Origin of the sequence: Streptomyces sp. S07_1.15, from assembly GCF_020739505.1 — a bacterium.
In the GTDB taxonomy this organism is placed as follows: domain Bacteria; phylum Actinomycetota; class Actinomycetes; order Streptomycetales; family Streptomycetaceae; genus Streptomyces; species Streptomyces xinghaiensis.
Genome location: NZ_JAJBZK010000001.1, coordinates 3,633,785 through 3,651,591, shown reverse-complemented (window position 1 = coordinate 3,651,591; position 17,807 = coordinate 3,633,785). Strand labels below are relative to the sequence as shown.

Annotated in this window: 14 protein-coding genes; 2 read left to right on the top strand and 12 right to left on the bottom strand. The window is 75.5% G+C overall.

Annotated features, from left to right (window positions below; translation table 11 throughout):
* Positions 1–137 precede the first annotated feature (137 nt).
* Positions 138–1,763 (bottom strand): protein kinase, encoded by a 1,626-nt coding sequence (locus LIX60_RS15740; protein ID WP_227958966.1) that lies wholly within the window; start codon positions 1,761–1,763, stop codon positions 138–140.
* A gap of 358 nt (positions 1,764–2,121) precedes the next feature.
* Here LIX60_RS15740 and LIX60_RS15735 point away from each other — a divergent pair, with 358 nt between their 5' ends.
* On the top strand, positions 2,122–3,831 hold the full coding sequence (locus LIX60_RS15735; RefSeq protein ID WP_227958965.1) for a Stk1 family PASTA domain-containing Ser/Thr kinase: 1,710 nt from the start codon (positions 2,122–2,124) through the stop codon (positions 3,829–3,831).
* A gap of 235 nt (positions 3,832–4,066) precedes the next feature.
* Here LIX60_RS15735 and LIX60_RS15730 read toward each other — a convergent pair whose 3' ends face one another.
* The 9 genes from LIX60_RS15730 to pdhA form a co-directional block, all read right to left on the bottom strand.
* Positions 4,067–4,639 carry a bacterial proteasome activator family protein gene (locus LIX60_RS15730; RefSeq protein WP_308101399.1) on the bottom strand — a complete coding sequence of 191 codons (573 nt, stop codon included), beginning with the start codon at positions 4,637–4,639 and terminating at the stop codon, positions 4,067–4,069.
* 147 nt (positions 4,640–4,786) lie between these two features.
* Positions 4,787–5,395, bottom strand: a complete 609-nt coding sequence (locus LIX60_RS15725) for a hypothetical protein (RefSeq protein ID WP_227958964.1) — start codon at positions 5,393–5,395, stop codon at positions 4,787–4,789.
* Between the two features lie 147 nt (positions 5,396–5,542).
* Entirely contained in the window at positions 5,543–6,520 is a 978-nt protein-coding gene (locus tag LIX60_RS15720; RefSeq protein ID WP_227962786.1) for an NAD(P)H-quinone oxidoreductase, read from the bottom strand.
* 16 nt (positions 6,521–6,536) lie between these two features.
* Positions 6,537–7,631: a TrkA family potassium uptake protein gene (locus LIX60_RS15715; RefSeq protein ID WP_227958963.1), complete on the bottom strand. Its 1,095-nt coding sequence runs from the start codon at positions 7,629–7,631 to the stop codon at positions 6,537–6,539.
* Positions 7,628–9,733 carry a molybdopterin molybdotransferase MoeA gene (locus tag LIX60_RS15710; protein WP_227958962.1) on the bottom strand — a complete coding sequence of 702 codons (2,106 nt, stop codon included), beginning with the start codon at positions 9,731–9,733 and terminating at the stop codon, positions 7,628–7,630. Before LIX60_RS15710 ends, LIX60_RS15715 begins: the two co-directional genes overlap by 4 nt.
* Positions 9,730–10,746 carry a DUF6457 domain-containing protein gene (locus LIX60_RS15705; protein ID WP_227958961.1) on the bottom strand — a complete coding sequence of 339 codons (1,017 nt, stop codon included), beginning with the start codon at positions 10,744–10,746 and terminating at the stop codon, positions 9,730–9,732. The genes LIX60_RS15710 and LIX60_RS15705 overlap by 4 nt, the downstream gene beginning before the upstream one ends.
* A 130-nt stretch (positions 10,747–10,876) precedes the next feature.
* Positions 10,877–12,574, bottom strand: a complete 1,698-nt coding sequence (locus LIX60_RS15700; RefSeq protein ID WP_227958960.1) for a dihydrolipoamide acetyltransferase family protein — start codon at positions 12,572–12,574, stop codon at positions 10,877–10,879.
* A complete protein-coding gene (locus LIX60_RS15695; RefSeq protein ID WP_227962785.1) occupies positions 12,574–13,569 on the bottom strand; it encodes an alpha-ketoacid dehydrogenase subunit beta in 996 nt (331 codons plus the stop codon). Before LIX60_RS15695 ends, LIX60_RS15700 begins: the two co-directional genes overlap by 1 nt.
* A gap of 53 nt (positions 13,570–13,622) precedes the next feature.
* Positions 13,623–14,831 (bottom strand): pyruvate dehydrogenase (acetyl-transferring) E1 component subunit alpha, encoded by a 1,209-nt coding sequence (pdhA, locus tag LIX60_RS15690; RefSeq protein ID WP_227958959.1) that lies wholly within the window; start codon positions 14,829–14,831, stop codon positions 13,623–13,625.
* A 198-nt stretch (positions 14,832–15,029) separates the two neighbouring features.
* Between pdhA and LIX60_RS15685 the strand changes: the two genes are divergently transcribed.
* Positions 15,030–15,521, top strand: a complete 492-nt coding sequence (locus tag LIX60_RS15685; protein WP_043466340.1) for an Lrp/AsnC family transcriptional regulator — start codon at positions 15,030–15,032, stop codon at positions 15,519–15,521.
* 75 nt (positions 15,522–15,596) lie between these two features.
* Here the strand turns inward: LIX60_RS15685 and LIX60_RS15680 are convergent, their stop codons facing one another.
* Complete coding sequence (locus LIX60_RS15680; RefSeq protein WP_125624379.1) at positions 15,597–16,187, bottom strand: TetR/AcrR family transcriptional regulator; 591 nt, start codon at positions 16,185–16,187, stop codon at positions 15,597–15,599.
* On the bottom strand, positions 16,184–17,806 hold the full coding sequence (locus LIX60_RS15675) for a 3-hydroxyacyl-CoA dehydrogenase (protein WP_227958958.1): 1,623 nt from the start codon (positions 17,804–17,806) through the stop codon (positions 16,184–16,186). The genes LIX60_RS15680 and LIX60_RS15675 overlap by 4 nt, the downstream gene beginning before the upstream one ends.
* Position 17,807 lies beyond the last annotated feature (1 nt).

The following is a 17,807-nucleotide window of genomic DNA, read 5'->3' as shown; positions in this document are numbered from 1 at the left end:
CGGGCGGGCCGGGGCCGGGCACACCGGACCGCGACGGCGAAGGCCCCCGTCCGCACCGGGCAGATGGTCCGGTGCGGACGGGGGCCGTGGCCATGTACGGCGGTGGTGGCGGGCCGGGGAGTGCGGGCCCGGGCCGGTCAGTCTCCGGCGCCCCCGCCGTCGACCGCTCCCGCGTCGCCACCGCCGGCGCCGGCACCGCCCGGATCGCCGCCGGCATCGCCCGTATCGCCCGTGTCACCGCCGGGTTCCCCGGTGTCGCCCGGGTCGCTGCCCGGATCGCTCGGGGTGCTCTGGGACGGGGTCGACGGCGAGGGCTGACTCGGCGTGGTGGAGGGGGTCTCGCCGCCGGTCGGGTCCTGGGACGGGGTGTACTCGCCGCTCGGCTGTTCGGGCGTGTAGTCCTCGTTCTGCCCGCCGGTCCCGGGATCCGTCTCCGTGTCCTGGGTGGCCTCGTCCTCCGGCGACGGGGAGGTCTCCTTGTCCTGGCTCTGGGAGACCGTCGGCGAGGGCTTCTGGTCCGGCTCCCGGCCGTCGTCGCTCCTGTCGAGCGCGAAGATGATCCCGACGGTGACGGCGATCAGCGCCAGCGCCGCCACCAGCAGCAGCGGGCCGCGGCTCCGGCCGGAGCCGCCCCGGCCGCCGTCGTGCCGGGTGCCGTCAAAGCCGCCGTCGTCGCCCCGCGGCGGGCCCAGCAGCGGGGCCGGGATCTGCGAGGTGTCGCCGCCGCCCGCCGGCATCATGGCGGTCGCACCGGCCGCGGGGGCCGCGCCCGCCATGGCGACCGTGCCGGTGTCCCAGGCGCCGGTGTGGCCGCCGTGCTCGGTCAGCATCTGCAGGGCGTACTGCGCCAGCCCGCGCATCTCCTCGGCGGTCTGGAACCGGTCGTCCGGGTCCTTGGCCAGCGACCGCATCACCAGCCCGTCCAGCTCCGGCGGCACCGCGCCCGACACCCGGGAGGGCGGCACCGGCATGTCCTGGACGTGCTGGTAGACCACCGACAGCGGGCTCTCGCCGGTGAACGGCGGGCGGTGCGCGAGCAGTTCGTAGAGCAGGCAGCCGGTGGCGTACAGGTCGGAGCGGGTGTCCACGGTCTTGCCGAGGGCCTGTTCCGGCGAGAGGTACTGCGGGGTGCCCATGACCATGCCGGTCTGGGTCATCGTGGACTGCGCGCCGTGCAGCGCGCGGGCGATGCCGAAGTCCATGACCTTGACCGCGCCCGTGTTGGTGATGATCACATTCGCGGGCTTGATGTCGCGGTGCACGATGCCGTGGTGGTGGCTGTACGCCAGCGCCTCCAGCACCCCGGAGACGATGATCAGCGCCTGGTCCGGCGGCGGCGCGTCGGACTCGATCAGCAGATCCCGGATCGTCCGGCCCTCGACGAGCTCCATGACGATGTAGGGGACGGTGCTGCCGCCGATCACGTCCTCGCCGGAGTCGTAGACCGCGACCACCGCGTGGTGGTTCAGCCCCGCCACCGACTGGGCCTCGCGCGTGAAGCGGGCCTTGGAGACCGGGTCCTCGGCGAGATCGGAGCGCAGCAGCTTCACCGCGACCGTGCGGCCGAGCCGTACGTCCTCGGCGGCGAAGACCTCCGCCATGCCGCCGCGGCCGAGCCGGTGGGTCAGGCGGTAGCGCCCGTCCCCCACCAGTCCGCCGTCGCCCCACAGCTCGGGGGAGTCACCGGAGCCGCCGTTACCGTTGCCGTTGCCGCCGTTCGCCGGTTCGGATTCGGACGGGCCCCCGGAGCGCGTCTGTGCCATCAGTCCTCGCCGTAGTCAGTCTGTCCGCTGTACGCGGTCCGGGATCCCCTCACCGAATCCCCCGCCGCCGGCTCGGGGACCCAGGGGTCTTCCGGTAGGCACGCTACAGCCTCCGCGCGGCGCGCCGTTCCCCGGTGGACAGACCATCCAAACCGCCGGGGGCGCACGGAGGCAAATCCTTCCCCCGTCCATGGTGATGCTGTAACGCTTCTCGAACTCTTCTCGCCCATCCGGTCACGGAACGGGCACCCGGCTTGACGTGGCCGACCCCTGCGGCAGACTTGGCCGGTAATCAAGGTTGTTCGAGCAGCCGGCCAGGACGATCGGCCCGGCCGTCCGCACAGGGGGAGTCAGTCACATGAGCGAGGACGGCGGGCAGGGCCGCTACCGGGGGCGCTCGGTCGCGGGCGGGCGGTACCAGCTGCGTGACCTGCTCGGCGCGGGCGGGATGGCCTCCGTGCACCTGGCGTACGACACCGTGCTGGACCGGCAGGTGGCCATCAAGGTCCTCCACACCGAGCTGGGCCGCGAGGAGGCGTTCCGCGAGCGCTTCCGGCGCGAGGCGCAGTCGGTCGCCAAACTCTCCCACACCAACATCGTCTCCGTCTTCGACACCGGCGAGGACGCCCTCTCCGACGCCGAGGGCGGCGGCAAGATGCCGTACATCGTCATGGAGTACGTGGAGGGCCGCCCGCTGCGCTCCGTGCTCGACGAGGACATCGCCCGGTACGGCGCGATGCCCGCCGAGAAGGCCCTGAAGATCGCGGGCGATGTGCTGGCGGCCCTCGAGGTCAGCCATGAGATGGGCCTGGTCCACCGGGACATCAAGCCGGGCAACGTCATGATGAACAGGCGCGAGGTCGTCAAGGTCATGGACTTCGGCATCGCGCGGGCCATGCAGTCCGGCGTGACGTCGATGACGCAGACCGGCATGGTCGTCGGCACCCCCCAGTACCTCTCGCCGGAGCAGGCGCTGGGGCGCGGCGTCGACGCCCGCTCCGACCTCTACTCCGTCGGCATCCTCCTCTTCGAACTGCTCACCGGGCAGCTGCCGTTCGACGCGGACTCCCCGCTGGCCATCGCCTACGCGCATGTGCAGGAGGAGCCGCCCGTCCCGTCGTCCATCAACCGCTCCCTGCCGCCGGCGGTGGACGCGCTCATCGCCCGGGCGCTGAAGAAGAACCCGAACGAGCGCTTCCCGACGGCGGAGGCGATGCGCCAGGAGTGCGAGCGGGTGGCGTCCGCGGCGCGGACCGGCGCCGCCCCGGCGATCGTCGACGGGGCGGGGGCGCGGGCCAGCGGCGCGGGGGTGGGTTCGGCGGTCTTCCCGCCGCTGGACCAGCAGAACCCCGCCCTGTCCGCGCAGGGCGCGCAGGGCATGCAGGGCGTGCAGACGCCGTACCAGCCGCCGCCCGTGCCGGGCCTCGCGGGCCCGGGCGGCTTCGGCCCGTCCACTCCGCCGCCGCCCAGCTATCCGATGGGGCAGCAGGGCTATCCGACGCCCTCCCCCTACGGCCCCTCCGGCCCGGCCGCGCCGTACAACCTCTCGCCGCCGGCCGGTGGCAGCGGCACGGGCGGCGGCAGGAGCAACATGCCGGTGGTCGTGGGCGCCGTCGTCGTGGTCCTGCTGGCCCTCGGCGGTCTGATCACGGCTCTCGCCCTCAACAAGGACGACGACGGGAAGCAGGCCGGTCCCGGGACCGGCGAGTCCGCGGGCCCGTCCCCCACGGGCGGCGAGACGGGTGACGGCGAAGGCGGCGAGGCCGCGCCGGCCAAGGAGATCGCGGAGGACAAGAGCCGGACGATCGACCCGGAGAAGTGCACGGACGCCTACGAGCACTACGACGACAAGGACGCGGTGTCCATGCCGGATCTGCGCTTCCGCCACATCGCGTCGGTGAAGGACTGCATGAACCAGGCGGGGTGGAAGTACAACGACCTGGAGTACGAGGACTCCTCCATCTGGGGGAAGAACGCCGTCCTGGAGCAGATCCCCCGCAAGGGCGAGCCGTTCGACCCGGACAAGGACACGATCACGCTGACCGTCGCCACGGGCAAGCCCGAGTAGGCGGAACCGGTCCCGGACGGGGCGTCCCGGACAGGGAGTCCCGACGGGGGTCGCGGAACGGAGCCGGGAGAAGAACTGGGCCGGGGACCGGCACGTACGGCGCGCGTCACACGCCGTGTGTGCCGGTCCCCGGCCGTTGCCCGCGCAGCCGGGGCACGGGAGGCCGGGAGGCACGGGAATCCCGCGAGAGGCCCCGCGAACCGTCCTCGGACCGTCCGCGGGGCGTTCCGGCCGGTCAGAGATACGGGCCGGAGCGGGCGCCGCCGCCGGGACGGCCGCCCTCCTCCTCGATCTCCTGGTCCGGCAGCTGGACGCCCGGGGGCAGCGCGCGGCGCATCTGCTCCAGCTGGGCGCGGGCGGCCATCTGCTGGGCGAAGAGCGCGGTCTGGATGCCGTGGAAGAGGCCCTCCAGCCAGCCGACCAGCTGGGCCTGCGCGATGCGCAGCTCGGCCTCGGTGGGCACCACGTCGTCGGTGAACGGCAGCGAGAGCCGCTCCAGTTCCTCCACCAGCTCCGGGGCCAGTCCGTCCTCCAGCTCCTTGACGGAGCTCGCGTGGATCTCCTTGAGCCGCACCCGGCTCGCCTCGTCGAGAGGAGCCGCCCGGACCTCTTCCAGCAATTGCTTGATCATGCTGCCGATGCGCATGACCTTGGCGGGCTGTTCGACCATTTCCGTCAGCGGGGTCTCGCGGGACTCGCCCTGCTCCTCCTCGCCGGCGCCGGCGGCCTTTCCGAGAGCCATCCCGTCCGGCCCCACGACCAGGACATGGGAGCTCTCCTGCGACCGTTCATTACTCGGCTTCTCCATGCGGCCATTCTCGCGCACACGGCGCGGGCCGGGCGGGCAGGGGCCCGGGGAGACGATCCTCACAGCGGCGCGGAGGGGTACCGGATCGGGCGGGGGCGCGGAGAGGCAGCGCGGGCGCCGGGCGGGCGCGCGACGGAGCGCGCGGGCTCAGCCGCGGCGCAGGCGGAGGCCGATGAAGCCGAGCCCCAGACCGACCAGCACCAGACCGGTGCCCAGCGGCAGCACCCGCATCGCCGGGCGGCCGGTCCGCACGGCGGCGGGGGCGCCCGTACCGGAATCCGTACCGGAGCCCGGGCCCGCGTCCGTGGCGCCACCGGTGCCGCCCGCTTCCGTGGAGCCGTCCGGCCCCTTCTCCGGCGGGCCGGGGGCTCGGTCCGGGCTCCACTCGTACGGGCGCGGGCCGTACGGATACGTCTCGTCCTCGTACCGGTACCCGTACGGGAGGTCCTGGCGCCGCCCCTCCGCCGCCGCGCCGTGGTCCTCCGGGGGCGGGAACCAGGGGGCCGCGCCGCCGGGCGGTGGGTGCCCGGGGCGGCCGGGGCGGGGCGGGGGCGTGTTCCGGCCGGGCCGGGTGCGCCCCTCGGCCGCCCGCCGTCCCGCGGCGGTCTCGGCGTCGCGCCGGGCGGTGGGGGAGGACGCGGCCCGCGGCTCCGCGTCGCCGGAGAGGCGGTCGTGCAGGAGGACGAGGGGCGCGGGGACGAGTACCGCGGCTGCCAGCAGTCCCGACGCGAGCCGTGCACGGAACACCGGAGTCACGGTCGGACACCTTCCCGGGCCGAAACGGTAGGACGGTGTCCAGCGTCACACGGGGGGACCCGCCCGGCATCCCGGCCGTCCCGGGCCTTCCGTCGCCGCGGCCGCCCCGGCACTCGGCGTCCTCCCGCCGCCCCGGCGGGGAGGCCGCTACGGCACCAGCAGGATCTTGCCGACGTGGCCGCCGGCCTCCATCGCCCGGTGCGCCTCGGCGGCGTCCCGCATCGGCAGCGTGCGGTCCACGACCGGCCGCACCCGGCCCGCCGCGACCAGCGGCCACACGTGCTCGCGCACCGCCGCGACGATCGACGCCTTCTCCGCGTCCGGGCGGGCGCGCAACGAGGTGGCGGTGACCGCGCCCCGCTTCGACAGCAGGGCGTTGAGGTTGAGTTCGCCCTTGACGCCGCCCTGCAGGCCGATGATGGCGAGCCGGCCGTTGACCGCCAGCGCCTTCACGTTCCGGTCCAGGTACTTGGCGCCGATGATGTCCAGGATGACGTCGGCCCCGGCGCCGTCGGTGGCCTTGCGCAGTTCCTGGACGAAGTCCTGCTCGTGGTAGTTGATCAGGATGTCCGCGCCCAGCTCCCGGCAGCGCTCCAGCTTCTCCGCGCTGCCCGCGGTGACCGCGACCCGGGCACCGGCCGCCTTGGCCAGCTGGATCGCCATGGTCCCGATGCCGCTCGCCCCGCCGTGCACCAGCAGGGTGTCGCCGGGCCGGAGATGGGCGATCATGAAGACGTTGGACCAGACCGTGCAGGCGACCTCCGGCAGGCCCGCGGCCGTCACCGCGTCGATCCCCTCGGGCAGCGGCAGCAGCTGCCCGGCCGGCACGGCCACCTTCTCCGCGTAACCGCCGCCCGAGAGCAGCGCGCACACCTCGTCGCCGACGGCCCAGCCCGCGACCCCCGGTCCCAGCGCCGCGATCCGCCCGGAGCACTCCAGACCGGGGTACGGCGAGGCGCCCCGGGGCGGGTCGTAGTAGCCCTGGCGCTGCAGGAGGTCGGCGCGGTTGACGGCGCTGGCCGCCACCTCGACCAGCACTTCCCCCTCTGCGGGTACGGGATCCGGGACCTCGGCCCACACCAGGGCCTCGGGTCCGCCGGGTTCGGGGATGGTGATCGCGTGAATGGACATGCCCGCGAGGCTACTCCCGCGGCCGGCGCTCCTCCGGTTCCGCCGGGTGCGGCCGGGGGCGGGCCCGGACGATGGTGATGAGGCGGTCGGTGGAGCGCAGCGGGCTCGCGGTCGGGTCGTCGTAGGCCAGCAGCCGGTGCCCGCGGAGCACGGAAACCACCAGGTCGTCCGTCTCCCGCACGGAACGGCCCACTTCGGACTTGACCACCGGGCGCTCGACGAGGTCCAGTCCGCTGCCCTGCTGGATGAGGTCCTCCATGACCGTGCCCGCGCTCGGGCTGAGGGAGGAGAGGCCGAGCAGCCGGCCGGCCGCGCTGGCGCTGGTGATCACGGCGTCGGCGCCGGACTGGCGGAGCAGCAGGGCGTTCTCCTCCTCCCGGACGGCCGCGACGATCTTCGCCGCCCGGTTCATCTGACGGGCCGTCAGGGTGACGAGGACGGCGGTGTCGTCGCGCTGGGTGGCGATGATGATCTGGCGGGCCTTCTGCGCCTCGGCGCGCAGCAGGACGTCGCTGCGGGTGGCGTCCCCGATCACGCCCACGAAGCCCTCGGCGTTGGCCGAGTCGATCACCTTGCTGCTCGGGTCGACGATGACGACCTGCTCCTTCGGCAGACCCTTGGCGTGCAGGGTCTGCACGGCTGAACGGCCCTTGGTGCCGTAGCCGATGATGACGGTGTGGTCGCGCAAGTGGGTCCTCCAACGGGCCAGCCGCCACTCCTCACGGGTGCGCTCCGTGAGGACCTCCAGGGTCGTGCCGACGAGAATGATCAGGAACATCACCCGCAGCGGCGTCACCGCCAGGATGTTGACGAGCCGGGCGCTGTCGCTGGCCGGGATGATGTCGCCGTAGCCGGTGGTGGAGAGGGTGACAGTGGCGTAGTAGGCGGCGTCGAGGAAATCGACGCTCTCGTCGGTGTTGTCGGTGTAGCCGTCGCGGTCGAGGTAGACGATCAGAATGGTGGTCAGCAGGACCAGCAGCGCCAGCAGCAGCCGCCGCGCCACCTGGCGCAGGGGGTGCGCGGCGATGCGGCGCGGCAGCTGGATGCGGAAGCCGGTGGCGTCCGGGGCATCCCGCGCGGCGACGTCGTAACTCGGCAGCTTCACTCGGTCTCCCCCTCGAACCAGGGGAGTTCGAGAATCTCCGCCATGGATCCGTCCTCGGCGCCGCCCGGCGCCACGACGGCGAGCCCGTCGGCGGCGGCGATCCCGCGGAGCATAGCCGGTCCGTTGAAGCGCAGCGGCACCGCCCGGTGGCCGGTCCCCGCGCCGGTGTTTCCGCTGCTCCGGGCGCCGGTCCCCCGGCTGCCCGGGGCACGTCCGCCGGGGTGCCCGGAGCGGCCGGACAGCGACGCCGCCGGGTCGCCGGTGCGGCGCACCACGGGCACCAGGCGGGTGTCCCGGGGGTGGCCCGGCGCCCCCTCCGCCAGCGGGACGTACGCGGCGGCGCGCGGGGCGCGGCCGGTGAGCGCGCGGAGCAGCGGCTCGACGAGCGTCAGCAGCCCCGAGACGGCGGCGAGGGGGTTGCCGGGCAGGCCGACGAGATGCCGGCCGGGCGCGAGCCGGGCCAGCAGCATGGGATGGCCCGGCCGCACGGCGACGCCGTCCACCAGCACCTCGGCCCCGGCCCGGCGGAGCACCGGGTGCACATGGTCGACCGGGCCGGCGGCCGTACCGCCGGTGGTGACGATCAGGTCGGCGGCCGACGCGGTGACGGCGGTGTGCAGCACCTCGGCGTCGTCGCCGAGCCGGTACGTCCCGGTGACCTCCGCGCCGAGCGTCTCCAGCCAGGGGCCGAGCATCGGGCCGAGCGCGTCGCGGATGCGCCCGTCGCGGGGGAGCCCGGCGTGCAGCAGCTCGTCGCCGAGGACCAGCACCTCCACGCGCGGGCGGCGGACCGTCCGCAGCTCGTCGTAGCCCGCGGCGGCGGCGAGGCCGAGGACCGCGGGGGTGACCGCCGTCCCGGCCGCCAGCAGCCGGTCGCCGCTGCGGCACTCCTGGCCGCGCGGGCGGATGTCCTGGCCGGGCACGACGGTATGGCCGCCGGTGGTGTGGAGCGAGGCGTCGCAGGGGGCGGGGGCTCCGGCGGTGCTGTGCTCCGCGCCGCGGGGGGCGCCGGCCGGGGGGTTCGTCCCGCTGCGGTCGCCCGTGCCGCCGCTGCCCGCGCCGGTGTTCCCGCCGCCGTTCCCGCCGGTGTGCCCGCCGGTGTGCCCGCCGGTGTGCCCGCCGTCCTCGGGGACGTTCCGGTGGCCGTCCCGGCTGTCCGCGCCGCTGTGCGCGCTGCCGTCGGCGCCGCCGTGTACGTCGCGGTCCGCGCCGCCGTTCCCGCCGGGGCCCCGGGCCGGGCGCCGGCGGATCTCGCCGTACTCGCTGCGCAGGACACCGGTGGTGCCCGGCGGCACCCGCGCCCCTGTCGCGATCCGGACCGCGTGGCCGTCCTCCAGCGGTACGAGCCCGTCGTCCCCGGCGAGGACACCGTGTCCGCCGATGGCGATCCGCCAGGGGCCCGGGCCGGACACGGCCCAGCCGTCCATGGCGGAGGAGTCGAAGGACGGCAGATCGGTGAGCGCGGTGAGCGGCTCGGCCAGCACCGTGCCCAGCGCGTCCGGGAGTTGGCGGACCTCCGGGGCCAGCGGACCGCGCACCGCGCGGGCGGCGGTGGCGCGGGCCTCGGACCAGGGCATGGCCCCGTGCCGGTGCCCGGCACGTGACCCCGGTGCCCCAGGTGCCCCAGGTGCCCCCGGTGCGCTCGGGGTGCCGGACGGGCCCGGCCCTGCGGTGTGTACGACGTGGCCCGCCGGGGTCTCCCGGCCGCCGGTACCGGCGTGGCAGCCGTGGTCGCGGTCGTGGCTGTGGCCGTGCCCGTACCCGTGGCCGTGGCCGTCTCCCGGCTCTCCGCCGGAGGCCGCCGCCTCCGGGGAGGGCGCCGCCCCCTCGGGGGAGCCGTCGCCGTTGATCCGCTCCCACGGGTCCCAGGCGCCGTCGGCCCCGGCGAGCGGCCCGGCGGACGGTCCGCCGGACCCGCCGGGTGCCGCGGCGGCCGGTTCGGAGCGTGCCCCGGCGGAAGGCGCCGCCGGCTCCGCGGCGGGTCCCGCGGACGGTGCCACGGCCGGACGCGGCGACGGCGGGCCGTCGTTGGCGATCGCGAGGGCCTCGTCGACGTCCCGGTCGGCGCCGGCGGCACCGCGGTCCGCTCCCGGGTGTCTCATTCCGTGTTCTTCCCCGGGTCCTCGCCCGCCTCCTCGGCCCAGCGCGCGGCCAGCGCCGCGGCCCGGCGGACGTTGGCCAGCACCTGCTCGGGACCGCCCCCGGAGTGACCGGCCGCGTAGCCCACCAGGAAGGTGGTGAGCGGCGCGGCGGGCCGGGCCACCCCGTGGGCGGCGTCACGGGCGAGATCGAGGAGCGCGGCGGTGTCCACGTCCAGCTCGATGCCGAGTTCCTTCTTGACTTCGGAAATCCATTCGTCCAACACCCGCCCATGGTCCCTGATGCGGGCCCGTGCCGCGGCAAGGTGGTCCCAGGTGTCGCAGTCGAAGGCCGCGGCGGGGTCGGGGGCCGGCAGGCGGCGGAGCGACAGGTCAGCGGTGAGCAGGCGCAGCGGGAGGTGCGCGAGGCCGCCGTGTTCGGCCGCGATCAGGGCGAGTTCGCGGCGCAGCGGCTCGGTGCGGTAGACGGCGACGAGGGGCTGGTCCCGGCCGTCGGCGTCGGTCAGCAGCACGCCGTCGGGGCGGTCCGGGCCGGCCGGGAGGTACGGGCTCTCCGGGCGGCGGGCCCGGGCGGGCGGCCGCGGGACGGCAGCCTCCCGGCCCGTGCCCGTCGCCGCGCCCGCGCCGGTCCCGGCCCCCGCGCCCGCGTCCGTCTCCGTGCCGGTGTCCGCGTACGGCGCGTCGAGGGCGGTGAGCAGGGCCCGTACGGTGTCCGCCGTCAGAAACGGGAGATCGGCGGAGAGCGCGAGCACGACCGGGGCGGTGACGTGACGGACGCCCGCGTCGAGCGCCGCCAGGGGCCCGCCGCCCGGCGGCTGTTCGAACGTCCAGCGCACGGGCCGTACGGTCGGTCGGCGCGAGCCCACGACCACCGTCCCGGCCGCCTCCGCGCAGGCGTCCAGCACCCGGTCCAGCAGGGGGCGGCCGCCCACCCGCAGCCCGGGCTTGTCGGCCCCGCCCAGCCGCTTCGCGGCTCCGCCGGCCAGCACCACGGCGTCGTACACCAGCACAGTCATGCCCCGAGTATCACCGGGAGCCGACCGGCGCGGACAACCGGCCGGCCTCCGGTCCCGCGCCCCCTGCCGACCGGCGTCCCCCATTCCGCGTCCCGCGTCCCGCGTCCCGTCCCGGCCGGCCCGGCCCCCGTCAGAGCGTGCGCAGGAGCAGGGCCGGTTGCTCTATGCAGTCGGCCACATGGCGCAGGAAGCCGCCGGCCGTGCCGCCGTCGCAGACCCGGTGGTCGAAGGTGAACGACAACTGCACCACCTGCCGCACAGCCAGCTCACCCCGGTGCACCCAGGGTTTCGGGGCGATCCGGCCGACGCCGAGCATGGCCGCCTCCGGGTGGTTGATGATCGGTGTGGAGCCGTCGACGCCGAAGACGCCGTAGTTGTTGAGGGTGAAGGTGCCGCCGGTCAGTTCGGCGGGGGTCAGCCGGCCCGCGCGGGCGGACTCCGTGAGCCGGGCGAACTCCTCCGACAGCGCGGCGGCGCCGAGGGTGTGGGCGTCCCGGATCACCGGCACCATCAGGCCCCGGTCGGTCTGCGCCGCGAACCCCAGGTGCACGGCCGGAAGCCGGACGACCTCGCGGGCCGCGGTGTCCACGGTCGAGTTCAGCTCCGGGTACTCGGCGAGGGCCGCCGTGCAGATCCGGGCCAGCAGCGCGGGCAGCGACACCTTGGGGCGCCCGGGGGTGTTCATCGCCGACCGCGCCGCCAGCAGTTCGGTGGCGTCGGCGTCGACCCAGGTCGTGGCGTCGGGGATCTCGCGCCGGCTGCGGGACAGCTTGTCGGCGACGGCCCCCCGGACGCCGCGCAGCGGGATCCGCTCGGAGCGCAGGCCCCGCCCGGCCGCCGCGGTCGCCGGTGAGGTCCCCGTTCGGGCCGCGGAGGACGGCGGCTCCGCCCCGCCGGCGGCACCGGCCCCGGCCGTGCGCGGCTCCACGCGGGCCGGCGTCTCCGGTGCCGTGGCCGGAGCGGCCGGGCCGGTCCGCCCGGCGGCCCGCCGCACCGCGCTCTCGACATCGGCGCGGAGGATCAGTCCCTCGGGACCGGAGCCCGCCAACTGCCGCAGGTCGAGGCCGTGTTCCCGGGCCAGCCGCCTGACCAGCGGGGAGATGACGGCCACCGGTCCGCCCCGCCCGTCCGTTCCGGCAGCGCCTCCGTCCGCGCCGGCGGTCCCGGCCGTGCCGGGGCCGGGGGCAGCGCCGCGCACCGGTCCGGCGGTGCTACCGGGGCCGGTCTCCGCCCCGGGCTCGCGGAAGCCCGTTCCGCCGTACCCGGTGCGGCCGGAGCCGCTCCCGGGGCGGGAGCCGTTCCGGGAACGGGTGTCTCCCGGGGCCGCCGGGGCGCGGCCCGCGCCGGTGGTGCCGCGGGCGCCGAAGCCCGTGGCGGGGCGGACCCGGCGGCGGCGCGCGGGGGGCGCGCCGGTGCCGTAGCCGACGAGGACGTTGCCGGAGCCTTCACCGGCCGCCCCGTCCGTCGCCCCGCCGCCCGCCGCGGGCGCGCGGGAACCCTCCGGCCCCTGCTCCCCGGAAGCGGCCGGGCCGCCGGAACGGGCGGAGCCGCCGGAGCCCGCGCCGCCCTCCGCCGGGGACCCCGCGCCCACGGCGACCGTCAGCAGCGCCGCGCCGACCGGGAGTTCCGTGCCCTCCTCGCCGAAGCGGGCCGTGACCACCCCCGCATAGGGGCAGGGGACCTCCACCATGGCCTTGGCCGTCTCCACCTCGACGACGGGCTGGTCGACGGCGACGACGTCGCCCACCTCCACCAGCCAGCGGACGATCTCCGCCTCGGTCAGTCCCTCGCCCAGGTCGGGCAGCGCGAATTCACGGACGGCGGCCATCAGCGCGCCCCTTCGCGGCCGGTGAAGTCCGCCTCCCACTGGAGCCGGGCCACCGCGTCGAGGACGCGGTCGACGCCGGGCAGATGGTGCTTCTCCAGCATGGGCGGCGGATACGGGATGTCGAAACCGGTGACGCGGAGCACCGGGGCCTCCAGGTGGTGGAAGCAGCGCTCGGTGACCCGGGCGGCGATCTCCGCGCCGGGGCCGGCGAATCCGGTGGCCTCGTGCACCACGACGGCCCGGCCGGTGCGGCGGAGGGAGCCGGTCACCGTCTCGTCGTCGAACGGCACCAGGGAGCGCAGATCGACGACCTCCAGCTCCCAGCCCTCCTCGCGGGCCGCCTCGGCCGCCTCCAGGCAGACGGGCACGGACGGGCCGTAGGAGATGAGCGTCGCCGAGCGTCCGGTGCGGCGGACCGCCGCGCGGCCGATGGGGGCGACGGTCTCCGGGGACTCCGGGGACCAGTCGGCCTTGGACCAGTAGAGCCGCTTGGGCTCCAGGAAGACCACCGGGTCGTCGGAGGCGATGGCCGCGCGGAGCAGGCCGTAGGCGTCGGCGACCGTGGAGGGGGTGACGACGTGGAGGCCGGGCGTCGCCATGTAGTAGGCCTCGGAGGAGTCGCTGTGGTGCTCGACGCCGCCGATGCCGCCGCCGTACGGCACCCGCACCGTGATGGGCAGCGGCATGGCACCGCGCGTGCGGTTCCGCATCTTGGCCACATGGCTGAGCAGTTGTTCGAAAGCGGGATAGGCGAAGGCGTCGAACTGCATCTCGACGACCGGCCGCAGCCCGTACATCGCCATGCCGACGGCCGTGCCGAGGATGCCCGCCTCCGCCAGCGGGGTGTCGGCGCAGCGGTCGTCCCCGAACTCGGCGGCCAGCCCGTCGGTGATCCGGAAGACGCCGCCCAGCGGGCCGACGTCCTCACCGAGGACGTGCACCGCCGCGTCGGCGGCCATCGCGTCGCGTAGGGCGCGGTTGAGGGCCTGCGCCATGGTGGCGGGCCTGCGGGTCGTCGTGGCCGGCCTCTCGGCGGCCGGTGCGGTGGTCACCGGTGGTCCTCCCCCGTCTGCTCCGTCTGCTCCGCCTGGTCCGTCCGCTCCGTCGGCTCGGCCCCGTCCGTCGGCTCCGTCTCCTCGGCGGCGTCCAGCTCGGCGCGCAACTGCTCGGCCTGCTCGCGCAATTGCGAGGTGCGCCGGGCGTAGACGTGCGCGAAGAGGTCCATGGGGTCGGTCACCGGCTCCTCGTTCATCCGGGCCCGCAGGCCGGCGGCCATCTCCTCGGCCGCCTCCCGCGCGGCCGCCACGTCCGCGTCGCCGAGCTGCCCCGCTTCCCGCAACTCGCGTTCCAGCAGCGCTATCGGGTCGTGGCCGCGCCAGGTCTCGACCTCGTCCGCCTCCCGGTAGCGGGTGGCGTCGTCGGCGTTGGTGTGTGCCTCCATGCGGTAGGTGACGGCCTCGACGAGGGTGGGCCCGCCACCGGAGCGGGCGCGCCGCACCGCCTCGTCCAGGACGGTGTGGACGGCGGCGGCGTCGTTGCCGTCGACCAGGCGGCCGGGGATGCCGTAGCCGACGCCCTTGTGCGCCAGGGAGGGCGCCGCGGTCTGCTTGGCGAGCGGTACGGAGATGGCGAAGCCGTTGTTCTGGACGAGGAAGACGACCGGGGCCCGCCAGACGGCGGCGAAGTTCAGCGCCTCGTGGAAGTCGCCCTCGCTGGTGCCGCCGTCGCCGACCATGGCGAGCGCCACGACGTCGTCCCCCTTGAGGCGGGCGGCGTGCGCCAGGCCCACGGCGTGCGGGAGCTGGGTGGCGAGCGGAGTGGAGAGCGGGGCCACCCGGTGCTCGCGGGGGTCGTAGCCGGTGTGCCAGTCGCCGCGCAGCAGGGTCAGGGCCCGGACCGGGTCGAGGCCGCGGGACACGGCGGCGAGGGTGTCGCGGTAGCTGGGGAAGAGCCAGTCGCGCTCGGCCAGGACCTGTCCGGCGGCGACCTCGCACGCCTCCTGGCCGGTGCTGGACGGGTAGACGGCAAGCCGGCCCTGCCGGGTGAGGGCCGTGGCCTGCGTGTTGTAGCGGCGGCCGAGCACGAGGGCGGCGTAGAGACGCTTCAGCAGCGCCGGGTCGGCGTCGCGGGCCGCGGGCGTGCCCAGCACGCGGAACGGCTCCTGGTCCGGCAGCAGGGGGGCGGGATCGGTGCGGGGCCGCCAGGCGGGCGGCGGGACCGGCCGGGGGGACGCGGCGGTCTGCTGCAGGACCGTCATGGACGAACACCTCCTGAACTGCCCCGGCGGGATGCGCCGGGGGGCGGGCGGCTTCGGGCGCGGAGCGGGGTGGACTCCACCTACCGATTGTTCGGTCCGTCGGCACAGTTTGGCTACAGGCGGCCCCAGCCTGTGGACAAACGGTTTTCCACAACGTGGGATGTGTACAGGACGTCCAGGAGGGGGTGGCGCAGGGAAATGCCGGCTGAACAGATGGCCGCCGATGACGGGTCCAGACCTCCCGCACGGCCGCTCGACTCCATCGACCGCGACATCCTGCAGATCCTGCGCGCGGACGGCCGTGCCTCCATACGGTCCGTCGCCGAGCAGGTGCACGTCTCGCGCGCCAACGCCTACGCCCGCATCAACCGCCTCATCGAGGACGGGGTGATCCGCGGCTTCAGCGCCCGGGTCGACCAGGAACGGGCCGGCCAGGGCGCGTCCGCGTACATCACCCTCAAGATCGTGCAGAACTCCTGGCGCCGGGTCCGCGAACAGTTGCAGGAGCTGCCGGGTGCCGCCCACATCGCCCTGGTCAGCGGAGACTTCGACGTGCTGCTGCTGGTGCACACCGAGGACAACCGGGCGCTGCGGGAGCTGGTGCTCACGAAGATCCAGTCGATCCCGGAGGTGCTCAGCACCCGCACCCTGCTGGTCTTCGAGGAGACGGACCTGGGCCCGGAGCCGTAGGTGTTCCGTCCGGCACCCCCCGCCGGTTCCGGTTCCGGCCCCGGGGGCGGGACCGGCCCGGCCGGGGCGCTCCGCTCAGGAGGTGCGCAGACCGCCGAAGGCCAGCAGCACCACCGCGTCCGCGACCCGCTCGCGCTCGGCCGCCCCGCCGCCGTCCGGGCGGTACCACTCCGCGATGGAATTGATCATGCCGAAGAGGAGGCGGGTGGCGAGCCGCGCGTCGACGTCCTCGCGCAGATCGCCGTCCGCCGCCGCCTGCTTCAGCAGGGCCGCGACCCGCTGGTCGAACTCCCGGCGCCGCTCCATGGCCCAGCGCTCGGTGCCCGTGTTGCCGCGCACCCGCAGCAGCAGGGTGACGTAGGGGAGCTCCGCCATCAGCACCTCGGCGGTGCGCCGGGTCACGTGCTCCAGCCGCTCCACCGCCCGGCCCTCCCGGGCGCCCGGTTCGTCGAGCACGGCGAAGAGGCCGTCCAGCGCCCGGCTTATGGCCAGCCGCAGCAGCTCCTCCTTGCCGCGCACATGGTGGTAGATCGACGACTTGGAGATCCCCGCGGCCCGCGAGAGGTGCTCCATGGAGGTGCCGTCGTAACCGCGCTCGTTGAACACCCCGACGGCGACCGCGAGGAGCGATTCGGGCGTGTAGGTGTCGCGCTTGGTCATGGTCACGATTCAAGCAGGTTCTGTCCGGCGGCGGCCCGGCGGAGCAGGTACGGGGACGGGGCGTAGCGGCCGGTGGGGTACACCCGGTGGAGGTTCAGCAGGACATCCCGCACCCAGCGGGCTCCCAGCGCGTCACCCCACTCCAGCGGCCCGCGGGGGTAGTTGACGCCCAGCCGCAGGGCGGTGTCGGTGTCCTCGGCGCTCGCCACGCCGCGGCCCACCGCGTCGGCGGCGAAGTCCACGAGCAGGGCGACCGTGCGGGCGACGATCAGGCCGGGTACGTCACCGACCACGCTGACCTGTTTGCCCAGCGCCTGGAACAGCCCGATGGCCGCCGCGACCGCCTCCGGATCGGCCCGCTCGGAGGGGGCGAGCGCGATACGGGCCGCGGTGCGGTAGTCCAGCGCGAGGTCGAACTTGATGTACGTGCCGGCCTCGTCGGCGGTGGCCGGGGAGCCGTCGGTCAGGGCGAGGCGGGTGCCGCCGGGCAGCGCGAGGAAGCCCTCGGAGGCGTCCGGCGTCAGGTCCCGGGTGACCTCGATCCCCGCCTCCTCGATCAGCGCGCACAGGGCCGCCGCCGGCCCCGGGTCGCCGTGGACGGCGATCACGGCGGGGGCCTCGCACGGCGGCGCGGTGTGCGGGGCGGGCCGCTCGGCGTCCTCGCCGTACGCGTACCAGCCGCGGCCGGTCTTGCGGCCATGCAGCCCGGACTCCACCAGGCGCCGCTGGGCGAGGGAGGGCGTGAACCTGGGGTCCCGGAAGAAGGACTCCCACACGGAGTGGGTGACGGCCTCGTTGACGTCCTGGCCGATGAGATCGGTCAGTTCGAAGGGGCCCATCCGGAAGCCGCCGGACTCGCGCAGGACGGCGTCGACGGTGGCCGGGTCGGCGGCCCGCTCCTCGTACACCCGGAACGCCTCGGCGTAGAACGGGCGCGCGACCCGGTTCACGATGAAGCCGGGGGTGTCCGTGCAGCGCACCGGGGTCTTCCCCCAGGCGGCGGCCGTGGCGTACGCGCGGTCGGCCGCCGAGGCGTCGGTGGCGAAGCCGCTGACGACCTCGACGAGCGGCAGCAGCGGCGCCGGGTTGAAGAAGTGCAGTCCGAGGAAGCGGCCCGGCCGCCGCAGGGCGCCCGCCACGGCGGTGACGGAGAGCGAGGAGGTGTTGGTCGCCAGCAGGCAGTCGTCCGCGACGACCTCCTCCAGGGCCGTGAACAGGCCCCGCTTGACCTCGGCGTCCTCGGCGACAGCCTCCACGACCAGTGCGGCGTCGGCGAGTTCGGCGATCCCGGCGGCGGGGATGAGGCGGGCGCGGGCCGCGTCGCGGTCGGCGGGCGTCATGCGCCCCTTCTCCACCAGCCGGCCGAGGCGCGCGGCGATGCCCTCGGCGGCCTCGGCCGCCCGGCCGGGCACGGCGTCGTAGAGCCGGACGGGATGCCCGGCCACGAGGGCGACCTGGGCGATGCCGGCGCCCATGGTGCCGGTGCCGACGACGGCGACCGTCCGGTCGGTGCCGAGGGGGGCGGCTTGGGCGGTCGCAGGGGCGGGGGCCGTGTCCTCGGAGGGCCGGACGGAGTCCGCCCGGGCCTTCCCACCGGGGGCCGGCGTCGGCTCGGCTGCGGTCATG

Excerpts from the sequence above, each read along its gene's own strand:
- LIX60_RS15740 (WP_227958966.1), bottom strand. The coding sequence starts at position 1,763 with ATGGCACAGACGCGCTCCGGGGGCCCGTCCGAATCCGAACCGGCGAAC.
- LIX60_RS15735 (WP_227958965.1), top strand. The coding sequence starts at position 2,122 with ATGAGCGAGGACGGCGGGCAGGGCCGCTACCGGGGGCGCTCGGTCGCG.
- LIX60_RS15730 (WP_308101399.1), bottom strand. The coding sequence starts at position 4,639 with ATGGAGAAGCCGAGTAATGAACGGTCGCAGGAGAGCTCCCATGTCCTG.
- LIX60_RS15710 (WP_227958962.1), bottom strand. The coding sequence starts at position 9,733 with ATGAGACACCCGGGAGCGGACCGCGGTGCCGCCGGCGCCGACCGGGAC.
- LIX60_RS15705 (WP_227958961.1), bottom strand. The coding sequence starts at position 10,746 with ATGACTGTGCTGGTGTACGACGCCGTGGTGCTGGCCGGCGGAGCCGCG.
- LIX60_RS15700 (WP_227958960.1), bottom strand. The coding sequence starts at position 12,574 with ATGGCCGCCGTCCGTGAATTCGCGCTGCCCGACCTGGGCGAGGGACTG.
- LIX60_RS15695 (WP_227962785.1), bottom strand. The coding sequence starts at position 13,569 with ATGGCGCAGGCCCTCAACCGCGCCCTACGCGACGCGATGGCCGCCGAC.
- pdhA (WP_227958959.1), bottom strand. The coding sequence starts at position 14,831 with ATGACGGTCCTGCAGCAGACCGCCGCGTCCCCCCGGCCGGTCCCGCCG.
- LIX60_RS15685 (WP_043466340.1), top strand. The coding sequence starts at position 15,030 with ATGCCGGCTGAACAGATGGCCGCCGATGACGGGTCCAGACCTCCCGCA.
- LIX60_RS15675 (WP_227958958.1), bottom strand. The coding sequence starts at position 17,806 with ATGACCGCAGCCGAGCCGACGCCGGCCCCCGGTGGGAAGGCCCGGGCG.